This window comes from Terriglobales bacterium, assembly GCA_035573675.1.
Classification (GTDB): domain Bacteria; phylum Acidobacteriota; class Terriglobia; order Terriglobales; family Acidobacteriaceae; genus DATMAB01.
Map to the genome: position 1 here is coordinate 131,409 of DATMAB010000026.1, position 17,928 is coordinate 149,336.

The following is a 17,928-nucleotide window of genomic DNA, read 5'->3' on the forward strand; positions in this document are numbered from 1 at the left end:
CATCGTCTCGCTTTTGACGGGCACGGTGTCCGGCCAGCGGCAACCCGGCCCGGCGACCAAGGAAGAGCCTGTCGCACACTTCGTAGACTTCGGGCAACAGGCGGGGCTGGACATGCAGATCATCTACGGCGGCAAAGACACCAAGAAATACATCATCGAGACCACCGGTACGGGTGTCGCACTGCTGGACTACGACAACGACGGCTGGCTGGATATCTTCTTCGTGAACGGCCGGACCCTGGAAGGGACTGGCCCGCAGAGCGCGCCCTCGAACCGGCTGTACCGCAACCTCCGTAACGGGAAGTTCGCCGAGGTGACGAATGCGGCCGGCCTGGAAGCTGCCGGCTGGGGCCAGGGAGCCTGCGCGGGCGACTACGACAACGATGGGTGGCAAGACCTCTACGTCACGTACTACGGACAGAATCGCCTCTACCACAACCGTGGAGGCGTTTTCGAAGAAGTGAGCGAAAAAGCCGGTGTGGCAGGCACGAGCAGCCAGTGGGGAACCGGCTGTGCCTTCCTCGACTACGACCGGGACGGCCGCCTGGACCTGATCGTGGCGCGATATGTGTATTTCGATCTCGCCACCGCACCCGTCCCCGGCCAGACCGCCAACTGCGTGTGGAAGAGCATTCCAGTGATGTGCGGACCGAGGGGCCTGAAGAAGGACAGCAACGTCCTCTATCGCAATCGCGGCGACGGAACGTTCGAGGACGTGACCGCCCGCAGCGGCATCAACAAGACACCGGGCCATTACTGTTTCAGTGTCTCGACACTCGACTATGACGACGACGGCTGGACGGACATTTATATCGCCTGCGACAGCACGCCCAGCATTCTCTACCGCAACCAGGGCGATGGCACCTTCACCGACGTGGCGGTCATCGCCGGGGCCGCATACAACGAAGACGGGCACGCGCAGGCGGGCATGGGCTCGACGGTAGCCGATTACAACGGAGACGGTCACCTCGACCTGTTCAAGACCAACTTCTCCGACGATACCTCGACCCTGTATCGCAACAACGGGAACGGCACCTTCAACGACGTCACCTACGCCGCAGGTCTGGGCCTGAACACGCAATACCTGGGCTGGGGCACCATGTTCTTCGATTTTGACAACGACAGCTGGCCCGACCTGCTGCTGGTGAATGGGCACGTTTATCCGGAGGTGGATACGTACAACCTGGGCAGTTCCTACGCGGAGCCCAAGCTGCTTTATCACAACCAGGGAAACGGAACGTTTCGCGATATTTCGCGCCATGCGGGACCGGGAATCAACACGCCCAGTTCCGCGCGCGGCCTGGCCATGGGAGACCTGTGGAACGACGGCCGGATGTCCGCCGTCATCAGCAACATGCACGGCAAGCCCAGCCTGCTGGTGAATGAGGCCCGGTCAAGCAATCACTGGGTTGCGTTCAAGCTGGTGGGGAGCCAATCGAACCGGGATGGAATCGGCGCCCGGCTGACGCTCAAGGCGGGCACGCGGCAGTTGGTGGACGAGGTGCGCAGCGGGTCCAGCTACAACTCCAGCAACGACCAGCGGGTGCACTTCGGCTTGGGCCCGGCCACACGCGTGGATTGGCTGGAAGTTCGCTGGCCCAGCGGTCTGCGCGAGCGATTCGAGGGCCTGGCTGTGGACACGGTCCACATTCTGAAAGAAGCGACCGGCAAACCTGTTGACTCGGCTGAAACGAAACCACCGGCGCCCACGGTTCCGCGCCAAAAACCTTAGCGCGGCGGCTCCGCGTTCTTCGGAGGGGGGAACTTCATCGTACGAATGACGCCTTCGCCTTCCTTCACGTAGACAAGCTGGTTGACGGCGAGGTCCTTGAGCGTCTCCACCCTGCCGCTGGGCCAGGTGATTTCGAGCAGGTCCACCTTCGGCGCGGGGCCCAGGCCGAAGTGCACCCGCAGATCGTTCTGCGAAAAGTAGCTTCCGCCACTGCGCACCTCGTCCACCTGGCTGTGCACCCCTCCTCCCGGCATTTTCGTGACGCACCGCAAGCGCGCGCCAATACCACTGCGATTGGATTTGGTGCCGATGGTCCGCACCTTGATCCAGTTGTGGGCGAGCGTAAGGTCGCACCGCAGGAGCTCGGGATAATCGTTGACGGGATTGATGATCACATCCAGGTCGCCATCGTTGTCGAAGTCGCCGAAGGCGCAGCCGCGGCCCGCGATGGGTGTACTGATGCCCGGTCCGGCCTTCATGGAAACGTCCTCGAAGCGACCGTTGCGCAGATTGCGGTAGAGCAGCTTGCGCTGCGCATATCCCGCTTCCGTCCTGAGCTGTTCGACCTCCGGATAGACATGGCCGTTGATGAGCAGGAGGTCGACCCAGCCGTCGTTATCCATGTCGAAGAAGCCGCAGCCCCAGCCCAGATAGCGCGTGTTGGCTCCCAGACCCGAAGCATAGGTTGTGTCCTCGCAGGTCGCGTTGCCGCGATTGCGATACAGCGAGGGTGTGTCGCCTGCGAAGTTGGTCTTGACGATGTCGAGACGCCCGTCCCGGTCATAATCGCCGGCGGAAACCCCCATGCCGGCCTGCGGCTTGCCGTCCACGCTGTAGGCGCAGCCCGCGGCAATGGCTGTGTCCGTGAACTTGCCATTCTTCTGGTTGATGTAGAGCGCGCTGGCCGTCGAGTCGTTGGCCACATAGATGTCAGGCCAGCCGTCATCGTTAAAGTCCAAGGTGAGCACCCCCAGGCCGTAGGTTCCCAGGGCCTCCGTGATGCCGGCTTTTTCGGAGACATCCGTAAACGTCCCGTCGCCGTTGTTGCGGTAGAGGATGTTTTTGCCGCCCGGCAAGCCGGGAGGGCCGCAGGCCACCATCACACCCTTGTAAAGGCAAGGACCGGACTCAGGCACCGGCGCCGTCGCCAGGTCCAACTCAATGTAGTTGGCAACGAACAGGTCGAGCCAGCCGTCGCGGTCATAGTCCACAAAAGCGCATCCGGTGTTCCATCGGGTTCCCTGGCCGCCAACCCCGGCTTTGGCGGTCACGTCGGTGAAGGTGCCGTCGCCGTTGTTGTGGAAGAGGACGTTCTGCCCGTAGTAGGCGACGAAAAGATCCTCGTATCCGTCATTGTCGTAGTCGCCGACACACACACCCTGTCCCCATCCCGAATGCGCCAAACCTGCCTTCAGCGTCACATCGGTGAAAGTGCCGTCGCGGTTGTTCTTGAACAGGTGGCACGTGGGCTGCTCGCCGGCCGGGAAGCCCTCCAGCCGCCAGCCGTTGACCAGAAAAATGTCCAGCCAGCCGTCGTTGTCGTAATCGTAAAAGGCGACGCCACAGCCCGTGGTTTCCAACAGGTACTTGTTCTTATGTTCGCTTCCAAACAAGGTCCTGGCATTCAGCCCCGATTCTTTGGCCACATTGAGGAAGGAAACTCCGAGTGCGCCTTCCGAGGCGGACGCCGATGGGTTCGTCCCCATCCGCTGCTGTGCCGGCGACATGGACATGGCAAAGACCCCTTCCAGGGGCAGCACCAACAGCGAACGGCTGAGCGAACTCAGGAATCTGCGGCGGCTGAAGGGCAAGGGGGTGAGGATCCTCGGAAGCGTCGTGCTAGAATTCGCGCTGCTTTCGCGCTCGTTATATTGATATTGGAAGCGCGAGCCGGCTGCAACTGGTCGTTGCGGTCAGCGCGTCCGCAGCCGCCGACCCGACGGACGCACCATGATCAGCGGATCACGATTGTTCTCGCGGCGCCCGATTGGTTGTGGCCTGCTCGTTGTGTTCCTGCTCGGCGCCCCGCCAACAGGTTCCTCTCAGGAGGCGCCGGCTTCGCCCGCCGTTCAGGATCGGCCGCGCACCATGGAGCTGTCCCGGCCCGTGCGGCCATGGGAATTCCTCAGCGCGGTCGGCCGGCAAGCCGGCATTCTCGGGTATGAGAACGGCCGTGTGGAAGCCTGGGTCTACCCGCTGAAACTGCTGCGGAACTTTGAGTTGGCATTCCACGCCGGGCAACGCAAGATTGCGGCAGCCGCCCTGGCCCGCACGCTCATCACTCGTCCCGAAGCCACGACCGTCCTTTACGCCAGCGACTCGTTTTCCGTGAAGGAGACGTTCTTCGTTCCCCTGGATGAGCCCGGCGCCGTAATCCTGCTCGAGATCGAGACGCTGGAGCCGCTGGAAGTGGAAGCCGGCTTCGAGCGCGATTTCCAACTCATGTGGCCGGCGGCGCTGGGGGCCACGTATGCCAATTGGGACGACAAGCTGGGCGCGTTCAGTCTCGGCGAGGAGCAGCGCCGCTTCTTCGGACTGGTGGGCGCGCCGGGCGCCATCGACGCCCGCCCCGCTTTTCGCAGCAACTACACATCCTCGGAGCGGACTTTCTTCCGCCTGGCGCGGGTCGGGCCCGGAAGACATACACAGGTCATCGTCATCGCCGCCTCGACCGAAAGCGCGGAAGCCGCAGCCAAGACGTACAACCGGCTGGCGGAGCAGCACGAGGAGCTGCGCCAGCAGGCCGCCCGCTTTTACGCCCAGTACCTGGAACAGACCGTCGTGGTCCGTCTGCCCGATTCGCGACTGGAGCAGGCCTATGACTGGGCGCGCATCAGCACCATCCAGGGGCTGGTGAAGAATCCGTACCTGGGAACCGGACTGATCGCCGGCTACGGCCATTCCGGAAGCGAGGCTCGACCCGGTTTCGCCTGGTTTTTCGGACGCGATGCACTGTGGACGGTACTCGGCCTCAACTCTGCGGGAGACTTCCGGACCGCGCGCACGGCGCTCGAATTCCTCATCCGCTACCAGCGCGCGGACGGCAAGATGCCGCACGAGATCGCGCAGAGCGCCAGTGTTGTCCCCTGGTTCGAGGACTATCCGTACGGCTACGCTTCCGCCGATGCGACGCCGCTGTTCCTCATCGCCGCGGACGACTATGTGACGCGTAGCGGGGACACGGGCTTCGCCCAGGATCAATGGGCCGCCATCTGGAAGGCGTACCAGTTCCTGCGCTCCACGTGGGACGCGCGTGGGCTGGCGAAGAACGACGGCGTGGGGCACGGCTGGGTCGAGGGCGGTCCGCTCTTGCCGGTGAAGACCGAGCTCTACCAGAGCGGACTGGGCGTACAGGCGCTGCGTGCGCTGGCGCGCCTGGCTCGGCGGGTCGGAAAGCCTGAGGTTGCCGCCGAGATGGAGGGCGCCTTCGCAACCAGCCGGACGCAGCTGAACCGCGCCTTCTGGATGCCTGAGAAGCAGCGGTACGCGTTCGCCCTCGACCTGCGGGATCGCCCGGTGGACGTTGCCAGCGTTCTGGCCACCGTCCCCATGTGGTGGGATCTGCTGGATGCGGAGAAGGCTGACGCTATGATCAGCCAGCTCGCGCAACCCGACCACGCAACCGACTGGGGGATGCGCATCCTTTCGGACCGCCAGTCTTTCTACAGCCCGGCGGGCTACCACTTCGGCAGCGTGTGGCCGCTGTTCACGGGTTGGGCGTCGGTCGGCGAGTACCGTTATCACCGCAGCCATCCCGCGCTGGCCAACCTGGCTGCCAATGCACTGCTGGCGCTGGACGGAGCCGCCGGTCATGCGACCGAGGTGCTTTCCGGCTCCTTCTACGAACCACTCTCCACCAGCACCCCGCAGCAGATCTGGTCGGCAGCCATGATTCTCAACCCTTTGCTGCGCGGGCTGCTGGGACTGGAGGCGGATGCGCTCAACAGCCGCCTGCGATTTGCCCCGCACGTTCCGGCCACTTGGGAGGGGTTCGAGGTGCGGAACATAAAAGTGGGCGAGGCCCGTCTCGACTTCCGCTACCAGAGGTCCGAAGACACCATTACCCTCGACCTGTCACGCACCGGGACCAGCCCGCTTGAACTTGAGTTTGCGCCTGCGTTCAGCCCGCGCGCCGCGATTGTCGCAGTGGAGCTGAATGACCGACCGTTGTCCTTCCAGCGCGAAACCGGCGCCAGAGATCAGCACGTCGTGGTGCGATTTCCCGTATACGGCGGGCACAACACCCTGCGCATACGCTATCGAAGCGAATTCGAGGTGGAGGCGCCGTTCACTCCGCCGTCCCTCGGCAGCGCCAGCCGAAACCCGAGACTGGTTTCAGAAACCTGGGATGCCTCCGGCCGCAGCCTGGCGCTGGACTTCACGGGGCCGGCGGGAAGCGTTCATGATTTCCCCACGCGGGGAGGAGCAGCGATCACTCGTGTCGAGGGCGCGGTAGTGGTCGAAGATCAGCCGGGCCGGTATCTGCTGCGGGTCACCTTTCCGGCCGGAGATACGACGACCTACCAGCCGCAGCACGTCAGCATCACGTTTGCCCCGCCTTAGATCGCGCGCTCTAGTAGCTCACTCGAAGTTCCTGGGCCCGGCCGATCTCAGGGACAAACAATACCAGCTTCCGCTGCGCGGGATCGTAACTCCAATCGTGCAACGGAGTTTCGCCCAGCATCACACCGCGAGGACGGCGCTCCACTCCGAACACTTCGACCTGCACGTTCTTCCACCAGGGCGCAAAGGTGCCCTCCGGCGCGCCCAGGCTCACGCGCAGGGAATCGGGAGAGACAGCGCAGGTGTGTTCAACCCGGTAATACTCACCATGGGTGTAGGCAAAAGTCTTTCCGTCGTCCACATACAGCGAGCCACGGCAGTCCGGACCCGGATAGACGCGCACCTCCAGCGGACCGTCGGGGATCTCGTCCGAGTGCTGCACGACGGGCTGCTGCGGCAGGATGGCGCCGGCACGGACGTACACCGGCAGAGTGTCCAGCGGGGGAGTTACCTGGATAACTTTTCCCCCTGCTACGCGTTGTCCGGTCCAGTAGTCGAACCAGTCGCCCTTGGGAAGCTGCACGTCATAGGTGCTCAAGAATTCGTAGGCCGGAGGCGCCACCAGCAGGTCGCGTCCGAACAGGAACTGGTAATAGTCCTTCTTGTAGAAATCCGCTTCGTCGGGGTACTCGAGGAACATGGGCCGCATGATCGGCACACCTGTGCGAGCCGCTTCCTCGGTCACCGTATAGACGTACGGCAGCAGGCGGTAGCGGAGCTCGATGTAACGCCGCCGGATGGCCTCGTGCCTGGATCCATGCACCCAGGGTTCCTGGTCCCGCGTTCCCTTCGTGGTGTGATTGCGAAAGAGGGGAGTGAACACACCCAATTGCGTCCAGCGAGTCAGCAGGTCGGGCGAGGGATCGCCCCAGAACCCTCCCACGTCGTTGCCCACCAGCGCATAGCCGGAGATGCCGAGGCCCAGCAGCGTGGGGACCGTGAGTCGGAAGTGGTTCCAGGAGCTGCTGTTATCACCGGTCCAGGTCGCCGTATAGCGCCAGGCCCCGGCGTAGGCCGCGCGGGTGAGCACAAACGGGCGCTCCTCCGGTCGCAGCCGCCGCAGGCCCTCATAGGTGGCGCGCGCGTTCAGCATCCCGAAGACGTTGTGGACGGCGCGATGGTCGAGCACGCTTCCGTCGTCCATGCGATGCCGGGTGGCGAGCGGCATGGTCTTGTCTTCACGCTGGAAGATGGCGGGTTCATTCATGTCATTCCAGAAGCCTCGAATGCCCATGCCCACGAAATCCTTGTACAGCGTCCCCCACCACTCGCGGCTGCGGGAGAGCGTGAAGTCCGGAAACACGCTTTCTCCCGGCCACACCACGCCCACGTATTCCGAGCCGTCTGGATTCTTGACGAAGTGGTCGCCGGCGTGGCCCTGCTCGTAGGGCGCGTAGCCCGCTTCCTTTTTCAGATGCAGGTCGGTAATGGCGATGACCTTGAAACCCTCCGAACCCAGGTCTTTGATCATGCCTTCGAAGTTCGGGAACTTCTGCCGGTCGATGGTGAACGGCCGGTTGCCGTCCTGGTAGTCGATGTCCAGGTAGATGACATCGGCGGGAATCTTCTTCTCCCGGAAGGTGCGTGCGATTTCCCGCACCCGCGCCTCCGGGAAGTAACTGTAGCGGCACTGCTGGTAACCGAGCGCCCACAGCGGTGGCAGAGGTGTGCGTCCGGTGAGGGCCGCGAACTCCTGCACGACCTGCTTCGGATGCGGGCCATAGAAAAAGAAGTAGTCCAGCTCGCCGCCGTCGGAACCGAAGGAATATGCGTCCCGCGACTCTTTGCCGAAATCGAAGCTCGTGCGCCAGGTATTGTCCAGGAACAGGCCGTACGCCTTCCCCTGCCGCATGGCAAGGAAGAACGGGATGCTCTTGTAAAGAGGATCGGTCGATTCCTGCCAGCCGAACGCATCCGTGTTCCACATGGTGAATGCCTGGTTGCGGCGGTCCAGGGCGCCCGCCTTCTCGCCCAGCCCGAAGTAGTGTTCGTCCTCCGGCATGGTCTTCCACACCCGGAAGCCCCAGGGGCCCCATGAAATCGGACGCGAGGGCGAGTCTTCCAGGACCGTTTTTCCGTCCGGATCAAGGAACACGACGCGCAGCGGCGCCCGGGTCACGCGCACACGTACCCGGCTGGTCGCGAACTCAACCGCATCCCGGGACTGCGCGACGTTGACCCGCACGTCCGACGCCAGCGCTTCGGGCAGCACGGCCCACGAGCGCTCCTTGGGGAACACGCCTTCGGGAGCCAGGCGCACGCGGATGGCCGCATCACCTACCGCGACGACGCGCAATCGCGCTCTCCCTGAAGCCACTTCGACTCCGTTGGGAAGGACGCGAACGCCCGTCACCCGGCTGGCCCGCACGGTCTCTTGTGCCACGGCTGGTGGCACGAGCAAGGCCGGCAATAGTAGGAACAGCAGGAACGTTCCAGCCCGCTTCGTCATGGTCGCCCTCCAATGATGATTGCTGGGCAGGCTAGGCTAGTTGCTCCGCAACTGTCAAAGGGCCGGCACTTAGATTCGCGCACGCCAAGACGCTGGGCAAATCCAGGAAACAAGGCCCGCGACCTGCGGTGCGCCAAAGGGATGCCGCGTGGGCAGCCGGCTACTTCTCGAGCGACTTCAACTCACGTTCCAGCCGGGCGTGCAGGCGCTGGCGGAAGCCGGCGGGGAGGGTGAACACGCGCTCGTCAGCGAGCAGGACGACGATGTTGCGGGTGGCGTCGTATTCGGCGGCACAGTGGCGGCACTGTTCCAGGTGCCTCTCGATCTCGGCGCGCAGGGCGGGATCGAGGTCGCCCTCGAGGTAGTTGGAGACCTCGCGGCGGACGTGGTCGCAGTTGATGTTCACCATGGTTTCCTGCCCTTCTCGAACTCCTCCCGACCGCGCAAGCTCCGCGCCAATTCGGGCGCGAGCAGCTTCCGCATCCGCACGCGGGCCCGGAACAAGCGGATCTTCACCGTGGCCGGGGTCACGCCCAGGACCTCGGCGGTTTCCGCTATGGAGAGCTGCTGTGCGTCGCGCAACAGAAGCACCTCCCGGTATGTCTCCGGCAACTGTTCGATGGCACGGGCGACGGCCTCGCGCACCTCAGTGCGTTCCAACGCCTGGGAAGGCACTTCCCGCCAGTCCGCCAGGCGTTGATGCGGCGCTTCCTGTTCGTCGTCGGCCGTCTCATCGAGCGAGTCGTACAGGTGTCGCCGATCCTTGCGGTAGCGCATGCGGGCTTCGTTGATCGCAATGCGTACCAGCCAGGTGTGAAAACGCGATTCGCCACGAAACTCCTTGAGGTGGCGAAACGCCTTCAAGAAAGTTTCCTGCGTCACATCTTCGGCATCGGCCTGGTTTTTAAGTATCGAGAACGCCGCTACGTAGACGTGGCCCTCATAGGGTCGGATCAGGTCGTAGAAGCAGTCCTTCTCTCCGCGAAGAACGCGCTCGATGAGAAGGCTCTCCCTCTGCCGCGCCTCGGTTTGCGGCGAGTCCCTCCAATCCGTCCGCGTCTGGTTCACGCGACCGTCCTCAGGGTCAGGTTACGCAGGGATCCTCCCGCAGGGACAGATGCGCCCCCAGCGTCAAAGGTTACGCCTGCCGGAGACACGGCCATCGCGCGCCACCTCTCAACGGGCGTGCAACGCATAGTGGCCATAGATTTCCGCAGCCAGCAGCGCCAGGGTCAGGAAGGAGGCGGTCAGGACCAGCGCCAGGCGGCGCCGCTCCGCCGTGCTCAGCGGCCGGACGCGCCAGCGGGCGGCGGGCAAGCGGCGCAAGCGCCAGCCGTTCCAAGCGGTGTAGAGATTGGCCAGCGCGACGGCACCGGCAAGGGTCATCACAGGAATACGCACGAGATCGCGATGAAGCGAGGAGCCGGCGCCCGCTGCCATCAGGCCGAAAAGGGCGGTGAACAGTGAAACGCCCTTCAGGAGAACAAGGCCGGCGCACACTGCCTGGGTTGCGGCCAGCGACAGCGCTCCCACACTCGGCCAGGTCGCCTGCGAAGAAAGCCGAGGCTGGGCGGCCGTCTCGCTGTTGGCGCCCGGCACGCTTTGCGCCAGTTCTGTGGTCTCCGTCATGACACACCCAAAGACAAAAACCATCCCCAACACTTAGACGCAGCAAGACGCTCGAAGACACACAGATTCCGACGGGTCTGAAGTTGTTGGCGGCAAGGCAGGACCCAACGGGCGCTTCCGTCAGGCAGACGGACTGCCCGCCAGACGGGAGTATGGGAAGGAGTCGCCCGTCCCTTACCACCGTCCTCTGTTCAAAGGGTGCAGAAGATCTTGGGGGCGTCGCAACCCTTCCCACGGTTTGCAGTGTTACGCGCGAAGCCTCCGTATGCCGTGACCCTGGTCACTCGGGCGTGTGACTGCCATCACGCCGCCGCCTCGGTTCCGGTGCTACGGTAGCGATGGACGGGAATCGGAGGTGCCGTCATGTCCTTCTATGACCGCGCCGATGCCGGCCGCCGGTTGGCTGCCCTCCTGACGCAGTATCGCCGTCGCCCCGACGTGGTGGTGCTGGCCCTACCTCGGGGCGGAGTCGCCGTGGGCTTCGAGGTGGCTACCGCGCTGGAAGTGCCTCTGGATGTGTTCCTCGTGCGCAAGCTGGGCGTGCCGTTTCAACCGGAATTGGCCATGGGCGCCATCGCTTCCGGCGGCACGCGTGTGCTCAACCCGCTGGTGACGGATGCACTCGCCATCGCGCCGGAGGTCCTTGAGTCTGTGATCGCGCGCGAACAGGACGAACTGGAACGGCGCGAGCGGGTCTATCGGCAAGGTCGGCCCAAGCTTGACGTCAAGGGCAAGACGGCCATCCTAGTGGATGACGGTATCGCCACCGGATCGACCATGCGCGCCGCGGTCCTGGCGCTGCGCGAACAGGGAGTCAAGGAGATTGTGGTGGCCGTGCCGGTGGCGCCGCAGTCCGCCCTGGCCGAACTGGGCAGCCTGGCGGATGAACTGGTGTGCGTCCTCGAACCGAGCGAGTTTCTGGCCATCGGCGAGTGGTACCAGGATTTCTCCCAGCTGACCGATGAAGACGTGAACGAATTGCTGCGGCAAGCGGCTCAGCCGGCGGCCAAGGCCGGATGAGCGCGCGGAAGCATGCGAGGAGGGAGCATGAATCTCTGGAAGAGCAACAGCCTGATGTTCCTGTTCGGTTTCGGGATCGGTGCGGGCGTGATGTTCCTGCTGGATCCCGAGCGTGGCCGTCATCGTCGCGCCGTGCTGCGTGAGAAGGCGGTCGAGACTTTGGAGGAGATCGAGACCAAGGCCGCAGAAACCGCGTCGGGCGTGGTGAAGCGCGCCCGCGGGCTGGCGGTGGAAGCGAGGAGGGCGCTATGAACGCGCGAGGGACCTCGCTGCTGCTGGGCGGCCTGGGCCTGGGTGCGGGCCTCATGTACCTGTTCGACCCGGACCGCGGCCGAAGACGCCGGGCGCGCGTTCGTGACCGTGCCGTGGGCGCCTTGCACGACCTGGAGCAGTCCGCCGGCAAGACGGCCCGCGACCTGGCGCATCGCGGCCAGGGACTGCTGGCGCACGCGCGCGCGGTGTTCGAGCCGGAACAGGCGGTGGAGCCCGATGTGCTCGAACAGCGGGTACGCAGCGAGATCGGGCGTGTCGTCTCACATCCCGGGTCAATCGATGTGACCTGCTACGACGGCAACGTCGTGTTGACGGGCCTCATCCTGCAGGAGGAGATCCATCCTTTGCTCGATGCGGTGCGACGCGTCAAAGGGGTGAAGTCCACCACGGACTGGCTGTGCGAGGTGCCGGGCGCGGAGCACATCTCGGCGCTGCAGGGCGGAGTGCCGCGTACCGGCCGCCGCTTCGAACTGCTGCAGGAGAACTGGTCGCCGGCCACGCGACTGCTGGCAGGAGTGGCGGGGGGCCTGCTGGCTGCCTGGGGCGCGCGACGCCGGGATCTGACCAGTCTGGCAAGCGCCACCGCCGGCGTGGCCCTGCTGGCACGCGCCTGGACCAACACCGACCTGCGCCGGCTGCTGGGCGTGGGCCGCTACGCCGCTCCCATTGCTCTGCAGAAGACGCTGCGCATCGACGCGCCGGTGGCCGACCTGTTCGAGTTCTGGCGGAACCCGGAGAACTACCCGCGTGTGTTTGCCCACGTCCGTGAAGTAAAGAAGGTGGGTGAGAACCTCTACCACTGGAGCGTCGCCGGACCGGCCGGCAGTCACGTGGGCTGGGAAGGCACCATCACCCGTCTGGTACCGAACGAACTGCTGGAGTTCCGCAGCGTGGCCGGATCGCTGGTGGAGAATGCCGGGGTCGTGCGGCTGGATCCCAACTACGACGGCAGCACGCGGCTGCACATCCGCATGTCCTACCGACCGCCGGCAGGTCTGGTGGGCCATTGGATCGCCGAACTGTTCGGCGCCGATCCCAAGAGCGCTCTGGATGATGACTTGGCACGTCTGAAGTCGCTGTTCGAACGCGGTAAGACGCGGGCGCACGGAGAAACCGTCACGCGCCAGCAATTGCAGCCGCAACTCAAGAAGGCGGCGGCCGCCGGTCCCATGGACCTGATGGCCAGCACCTAGGAAAGGAAGCAAGCACTCATGGACGTCACGAGAGAGACCGCCCCGGAGCCGGGGCGACAGCGCAACGGACAGCAAATTGTCACCCGCGAGGTACCACGGCGGGAGTGGCCCGCTTTCTTCGACATGTTCGGCCGCCAGCATCAGTCCTGGCTGGTGACGGTGGAGTTGTTCGGACCGGAGATTGGAGCCCAGGTCGAAGTACGAGACCGCCCTCTGGGTGGCATCACGGCCGAACTCGGTCACGGCCGGGACGACTCGATCGTACTGTTCCTCGGCGCCATGCCCAGCGAGCTGACGCACATCGTGAACCGGCCCACACACGTGTGGTTGAAGCAGACCACTGCCGGCGTCGACCAGGCTGTGGCGATCGAACGCGACGGCGGGCCGACCACGCTTCTCCGCTTGCGATCGCCGATGCTGTTGGAGATGGTGGACGATTTCGTGGTTTGGGGGCGTTGAGAAAAAGCAGACGCAGCTCCGCCTGCGCCCGAGGAAAAGGGGGAGGAGAGTCATGGCCGATGTAATCCGATCAAAACCGACGGCATCCCGCGTGGTCCGGGTACCGGCAGGACGCGCGCTGCTGGAAGGCAACCTGAACCTGCCTGCGAACGCCACGGGCATCGTGTTGTTCGTGCATGGCAGCGGCAGCAGCCGGTACAGCCCGCGCAACCGCCACGTGGCCGAGATCCTCAACCGTGCCCGGCTGGCCACGCTGCTCTTCGACCTGCTGATGCCGGAGGAGGAAGAGGTGGACGAGTACAGCACGGAACTGCGCTTCGATATTCCGCTGCTCTCGCAGCGGGTGGTTCAGGCGATCGAGTGGACCACGCGGCACCCCGAGACGCGCTGGCTGCGACTGGGTTGTTTCGGCGCGAGCACCGGGGCGGCCGCAGCCTTGGTCGCGGCGGCGGAGTTGCCGGAAGCAGTGCAGGCGGTCGTGTCGCGCGGAGGGCGTCCGGACCTGGCCGGAGACGCGCTGGGCCGTGTGCGCACTCCCACCCTGCTGATCGTCGGCGGCGCGGATCGCGAGGTCCTCGAGCTGAACCGCGGTGCCATGGAACGGCTTCAGGGCGTGAAAGAACTCAAGGTAGTTCCGGGAGCCACGCATCTGTTCGAGGAGCCCGGCGCGCTCGATAACGTAGCCGGACTGGCGCGCGACTGGTTCCTGCAGTACCTGGCAGGGGCCGGCAGCCAGGCCGCGTAAGTCTGCGCAGCTTTAGTGGAGGTACCATGAAGCGACGCAAGGAAACCGGAGAGGCTCTGGCGACCGTGCAGGCCGTGAAGGCAGCGGCCCGGCTCGTGCCCCGCGGCACGCCGCTGCGTAACCGCAGGGTCCACCAACGGGGTTCCAGCGTTTCGGCCGTGGAGAAGCGAGCCGGCTTCCGAGGATGAGCATTCCTTATGCTGGAGGCACTGGTCATCATCGCGGCATTGGGCGGCTTGGAGCTGATTCTGTGGCTTGCGGATCACCGCCGCCAGAAGAAACAGATCGAACTGCTGGAAGCCATCTGGACTGAACTGGCGCTTCTCAACGTAGCCGAGGAGTCGGCGCATCCTACGGAGAGGGAGCCGGAGAAGAAATCGTGATGAGAGCGTGGCTCGGGCTGGCTGTGCTCGCAGCCCTGGCGCTGGATGCCTGGACTAAGGGCGCTGGCAACATCTCTGAGATGTTGTGGGCGTGTCACTGGGCCTCGGCGTTGATTGCCATGGGGCTGCTGGCGGATTCGCGAACCGCCGCCGCAGCAGGCTTGTTGTTCCATCTTGCGCTCGGCATCCCGGCCTGGCTGCTCGGCATCTTGTTTACCGGCGAGGTCTATCCCACTTCCGTCCTGGTGCATTCGGCGCCGGCGGTGGCCGCCCTCGTGTACTTGCGCGGGATTCGGACGTGGCCGCGCCATGCCTGGTCTTGGGCGTGGATCATCCATCCGGCAGCCATCGCCGTGAGCGAGCGCTTCGCCCGGCCCGAACTGAACGTGAACATGGCCCACCAGCCCTGGCCGCCCCTGGCCCATCTGTTTGCCAGCCTCCACTTATTCCACCTGAGCGCGATTTCCCTCTCTTTGATCATGCTGTTGCTGATGAACCGCGCCATGGAGCGCTGGGTGGCGGAGCGGGCACAGCCCCGTCGCGTGCGTGCTTCTCGTGAGCCGCACACGTTTCCCGCGCAGAGCGGACCGCGCCCGCAGGGATGTGGGAAGATCGAGGAACCGAACTCCGTCGCGCGGGCACGCTGATGCAGGTTTGAGCCTAGAGCGCACGCCTATGGGCGGGAGCCAAGTCTCGGGTGGCGGAAACGAATGTCCGAGGAGGGAAAATAATAAGGGCCGCGGCATTGGTTATGCTCTAGCCGCCAGCTCCTGCGAGGGAGCCAACAGCGTGGACGCATGCACCACCACGGCCCTCGATGCGACCACCGCTTTCGCGGTCCCAGACCCCAACGCGCCCTCGCAGGCGCTGTCGGTTTTTTCGGGTCCGGTTGCCCGGCGGGTTGCCCCGCCCGGCTGATCACCCAGCTTACTTCGGACTGGCGACTGTTTTCAGAAGCCAACCCTTTCAGCCGTCGACGGGGCACAAGTTAAATTTCAGGTCTATCTTTGTCAACGCCCGTTTTTGGTGCAACTGTGGAAAACTCAGACCTTGCTCCCGAGGACCTTTTTCCTCGCCAATTTTCCCCGCGAACCCGGCACTTTCCACAGACGAACCCAACAAAGCTCTTGACGTTTACTACATTTCTGCCGCATTTTGTTTTGAACGCAGCGCACATGTCCGATCTCGTAGCCTACGTGGATGGCGGCTCGCACGGAAATCCCGGACCCTCGGGTATCGGCGTGGTGCTTGAGGGTTCCGGCGAAGGCACCATCCGCATCGCGCGCTGGATCGGCCGCCAGGACAACAACGTCGCCGAATATATGGCGCTGCTGGAAGCTCTGCAACTCGCCGTCGCGCTCAAGGCCCGCACCCTTCACGTGTACTCCGACTCGGAGGTCGTCGTGCGGCAGATGCGCGGGGAATACGCCTGCCTGAGTTCGCGCCTCTATTCCCTGAACTGGACGTGCCGCAAGCTAGCGCGCTTCCTGGATTTCTCCATCGCGCACGTGCGCCGCGAGCACAATACCGAGGCCAATCATCTGGCGCTCTCTGCCGTTCGTGCAAGGCTGCAGTAAGCGAGACTCCATCCCTGGGTTGCCCCCGTGGTGTGATTAAGGTCACAGCCCGAATTCCCTTCCGGGGGTTCTACTGGCTCCAGCGGGGACACCATGACGGGCGATGCCGAGCCGGTTCCTCCCTTCCGAAACATCCTGTTCGCGACGGATTTCTCCGGCGAGTCGCGGGCGGCCCTGCCCTACGCCCTCGCGCTGGCGCGCCGTTACGACGCCAAGCTGTTCTTGGCGCACGTAATCGTTCCTGAAGAAGAGACCTTGCGGGACGGTGAAGAGGCTCGCCGCGCCGCCCAGCTCCTGATGGAGGAAATCGAAAAGGAAGCCCAGGGAGCCAACGTGCCTACGCAAACCCTCCTGGCCTGCGGCTCCATTCACGTGCGTTTGTGCGAGCTGGTCCGGCAGCATCAGGTGGACCTCATTGTCACCGGCACGCATGGTCGCACCGGCTGGAAACGTTTGGTGCTGGGTTCCACCGCCGAAGAAATCTTCCGCTGCGCGCCTTGCCCGGCGCTCACGGTGGGGCCGAAAGCCATCACTCGCGCGCACCTGCCTGACGTGCAGCACATCCTCTGCGCCACGGATTTTTCTCCGGAGTCGAGCCACGCTGCGCGCTACGCCCACGCGCTGGCGCGGGCGTATGACGCGCGCATCACCATGCTGCACGTGTTGCCGGGATTGCTGGCGTCCAACCCGGAGGCGGAAAAGCTGGCGCACATCTTCGTGGAGGAGATGCGCCGCCAGCTTCCCGGCGTGATCCCGGGCAAGACCTATCTGGAGTGCCGGCTGGCCTTCGGGGAGCCGTCGGAGGAGATCTTCCGCATGCGCGAAGCCAGCCAGGCCGATCTGGTCGTCCTCGGGGCGCGCCGGGCCGGCCGCTACGCCACCCATCTGCTGGGCGGGGTGGCGTACCGGGTGGTGGCCAGGGCGGAGTGCCCCGTGCTCATCGTGCCTTCCTAGCCCGGCGAAATCTCCCGAAAGACTCCGCCGTCTCCAGCGCTAGTGCCGGATGGTCAGCACCGGGCAGGGCGCTTCCAGCAACACCTTGTGCGCGGTGCCTCCGCCCACGTGTGTGGCCACGCCGGTGAACGCCGTGTGGCGCGCGCCCATCACGATGAGGTCCGCGCCCTGCTCGAGCGCCTTCTCCACAATCTGCTCGGCCGGGTCGCCGAACGCGACCAGCGGCTTGCACCACAGATCGGCGTTGCACTGTGGGACCATCTCCAGCAGCCGCTTCTGTCCGACTTCCTCCGCCATGTACCGGTCGAAGGAGAAGGTCTTGCCGTTGGGCTCCACGTGCAGCAGCAGCAGGTGCGCATGGAATTCCTGCGCCAGGGATACCGCGTAGGGAATCACCTGCTCCGCTCCACCGGAAAGATCAGTGGCAAACAGGATGTTCTTGAGCGCGAACTGTGTGGGTGGTTCGGTGCACACCTTCGGCCCGACCGTCAGCACCGGGCAGGGCGAGGTGCGGAACACGGACTCGGCCACCGAGCCCAGAATCAGGCGCTCGAAGCCTTTCCGTCCGTGCGTGCCCAGCACGATCAGGTCGATATCCCGCTCCTGCATCACCTTCCAGAGCACGGCCGAAACTTCGCCTTCCCCCAGGATGGTTTCGAATCGGATGCCGCTCAGCAGCGGGGACTGGGACAGCACCGCCATGTCGGCTTCCGCTTGTGCGCGCACCTTGTCGTAAGAGATTGGAGCGCGCGGCGGGCCCAGCACATAGCCCTCCGGTGGCGCCATCAGGAAGGCTTCCGGCAGCAGAACATGGGTGACGTGCAGCTTGGAGCCGTAGCGCCGTGCCATGGCCGCAGCGTAGTGCAGCGCCGTCTCCGAGCAGGTAGAAAAATCGGTTGCGAACAGGATGTTCTTGAGTGCGATTTGCGTTTTGGAGTCGACGACTTGCAT

The 17,928-nt window shown here is 64.5% G+C and carries 18 protein-coding genes; 12 read left to right on the forward strand and 6 right to left on the reverse strand.

Annotation, left to right across the window (positions count from 1 at the left end; translation table 11 throughout):
• Positions 1-13 precede the first annotated feature (13 nt).
• Positions 14-1,732, forward strand: coding sequence for a CRTAC1 family protein (locus VNK82_12005; protein HXE91672.1), 1,719 nt, complete (start codon positions 14-16; stop codon positions 1,730-1,732).
• On the opposite strand, the gene VNK82_12010 is transcribed toward VNK82_12005, so the two are convergent.
• The gene (locus tag VNK82_12010; protein ID HXE91673.1) at positions 1,729-3,543 is read right to left on the reverse strand and encodes a CRTAC1 family protein; all 1,815 of its coding nucleotides are present in this window, start codon (positions 3,541-3,543) and stop codon (positions 1,729-1,731) included. The genes VNK82_12005 and VNK82_12010 overlap by 4 nt on opposite strands.
• Positions 3,544-3,820: 277 nt before the next feature.
• On the opposite strand from VNK82_12010, the gene VNK82_12015 reads away from it, so the two are divergent.
• Positions 3,821-6,295 carry a hypothetical protein gene (locus VNK82_12015; protein HXE91674.1) on the forward strand — a complete coding sequence of 825 codons (2,475 nt, stop codon included), beginning with the start codon at positions 3,821-3,823 and terminating at the stop codon, positions 6,293-6,295.
• Between the two features lie 10 nt (positions 6,296-6,305).
• Here the strand turns inward: VNK82_12015 and VNK82_12020 are convergent, their stop codons facing one another.
• From VNK82_12020 to VNK82_12035, 4 genes are all read right to left on the reverse strand, one after another.
• On the reverse strand, positions 6,306-8,744 hold the full coding sequence (locus VNK82_12020) for a glycoside hydrolase family 31 protein (protein ID HXE91675.1): 2,439 nt from the start codon (positions 8,742-8,744) through the stop codon (positions 6,306-6,308).
• 160 nt (positions 8,745-8,904) lie between these two features.
• A complete protein-coding gene (locus VNK82_12025; protein ID HXE91676.1) occupies positions 8,905-9,153 on the reverse strand; it encodes a zf-HC2 domain-containing protein in 249 nt (82 codons plus the stop codon).
• Positions 9,147-9,812: a sigma-70 family RNA polymerase sigma factor gene (locus VNK82_12030; protein ID HXE91677.1), complete on the reverse strand. Its 666-nt coding sequence runs from the start codon at positions 9,810-9,812 to the stop codon at positions 9,147-9,149. Before VNK82_12030 ends, VNK82_12025 begins: the two co-directional genes overlap by 7 nt.
• A gap of 108 nt (positions 9,813-9,920) precedes the next feature.
• Entirely contained in the window at positions 9,921-10,373 is a 453-nt protein-coding gene (locus VNK82_12035; GenBank protein ID HXE91678.1) for a hypothetical protein, read from the reverse strand.
• Positions 10,374-10,736: 363 nt separating this feature from the next.
• Between VNK82_12035 and VNK82_12040 the strand changes: the two genes are divergently transcribed.
• From VNK82_12040 to VNK82_12085, 10 genes are all read left to right on the forward strand, one after another.
• Complete coding sequence (locus VNK82_12040) at positions 10,737-11,393, forward strand: phosphoribosyltransferase (GenBank protein ID HXE91679.1); 657 nt, start codon at positions 10,737-10,739, stop codon at positions 11,391-11,393.
• A gap of 27 nt (positions 11,394-11,420) precedes the next feature.
• Positions 11,421-11,645: a hypothetical protein gene (locus VNK82_12045; protein ID HXE91680.1), complete on the forward strand. Its 225-nt coding sequence runs from the start codon at positions 11,421-11,423 to the stop codon at positions 11,643-11,645.
• On the forward strand, positions 11,642-12,859 hold the full coding sequence (locus VNK82_12050) for an SRPBCC family protein (GenBank protein ID HXE91681.1): 1,218 nt from the start codon (positions 11,642-11,644) through the stop codon (positions 12,857-12,859). Before VNK82_12045 ends, VNK82_12050 begins: the two co-directional genes overlap by 4 nt.
• A gap of 18 nt (positions 12,860-12,877) precedes the next feature.
• Positions 12,878-13,318 (forward strand): DUF5335 family protein, encoded by a 441-nt coding sequence (locus VNK82_12055; protein ID HXE91682.1) that lies wholly within the window; start codon positions 12,878-12,880, stop codon positions 13,316-13,318.
• Positions 13,319-13,370: 52 nt separating this feature from the next.
• Entirely contained in the window at positions 13,371-14,063 is a 693-nt protein-coding gene (locus tag VNK82_12060; protein HXE91683.1) for a dienelactone hydrolase family protein, read from the forward strand.
• A gap of 26 nt (positions 14,064-14,089) precedes the next feature.
• Entirely contained in the window at positions 14,090-14,251 is a 162-nt protein-coding gene (locus tag VNK82_12065; GenBank protein HXE91684.1) for a hypothetical protein, read from the forward strand.
• A gap of 9 nt (positions 14,252-14,260) precedes the next feature.
• Positions 14,261-14,446: a hypothetical protein gene (locus tag VNK82_12070; protein ID HXE91685.1), complete on the forward strand. Its 186-nt coding sequence runs from the start codon at positions 14,261-14,263 to the stop codon at positions 14,444-14,446.
• Complete coding sequence (locus tag VNK82_12075) at positions 14,446-15,093, forward strand: hypothetical protein (protein ID HXE91686.1); 648 nt, start codon at positions 14,446-14,448, stop codon at positions 15,091-15,093. Before VNK82_12070 ends, VNK82_12075 begins: the two co-directional genes overlap by 1 nt.
• 528 nt (positions 15,094-15,621) lie before the next feature.
• Complete coding sequence (locus VNK82_12080) at positions 15,622-16,023, forward strand: ribonuclease HI family protein (protein HXE91687.1); 402 nt, start codon at positions 15,622-15,624, stop codon at positions 16,021-16,023.
• Positions 16,024-16,116: 93 nt separating this feature from the next.
• Positions 16,117-16,977 (forward strand): universal stress protein, encoded by an 861-nt coding sequence (locus VNK82_12085; GenBank protein HXE91688.1) that lies wholly within the window; start codon positions 16,117-16,119, stop codon positions 16,975-16,977.
• Between the two features lie 39 nt (positions 16,978-17,016).
• Here VNK82_12085 and VNK82_12090 read toward each other — a convergent pair whose 3' ends face one another.
• Positions 17,017-17,928, reverse strand: coding sequence for a universal stress protein (locus VNK82_12090; protein HXE91689.1), 912 nt, complete (start codon positions 17,926-17,928; stop codon positions 17,017-17,019).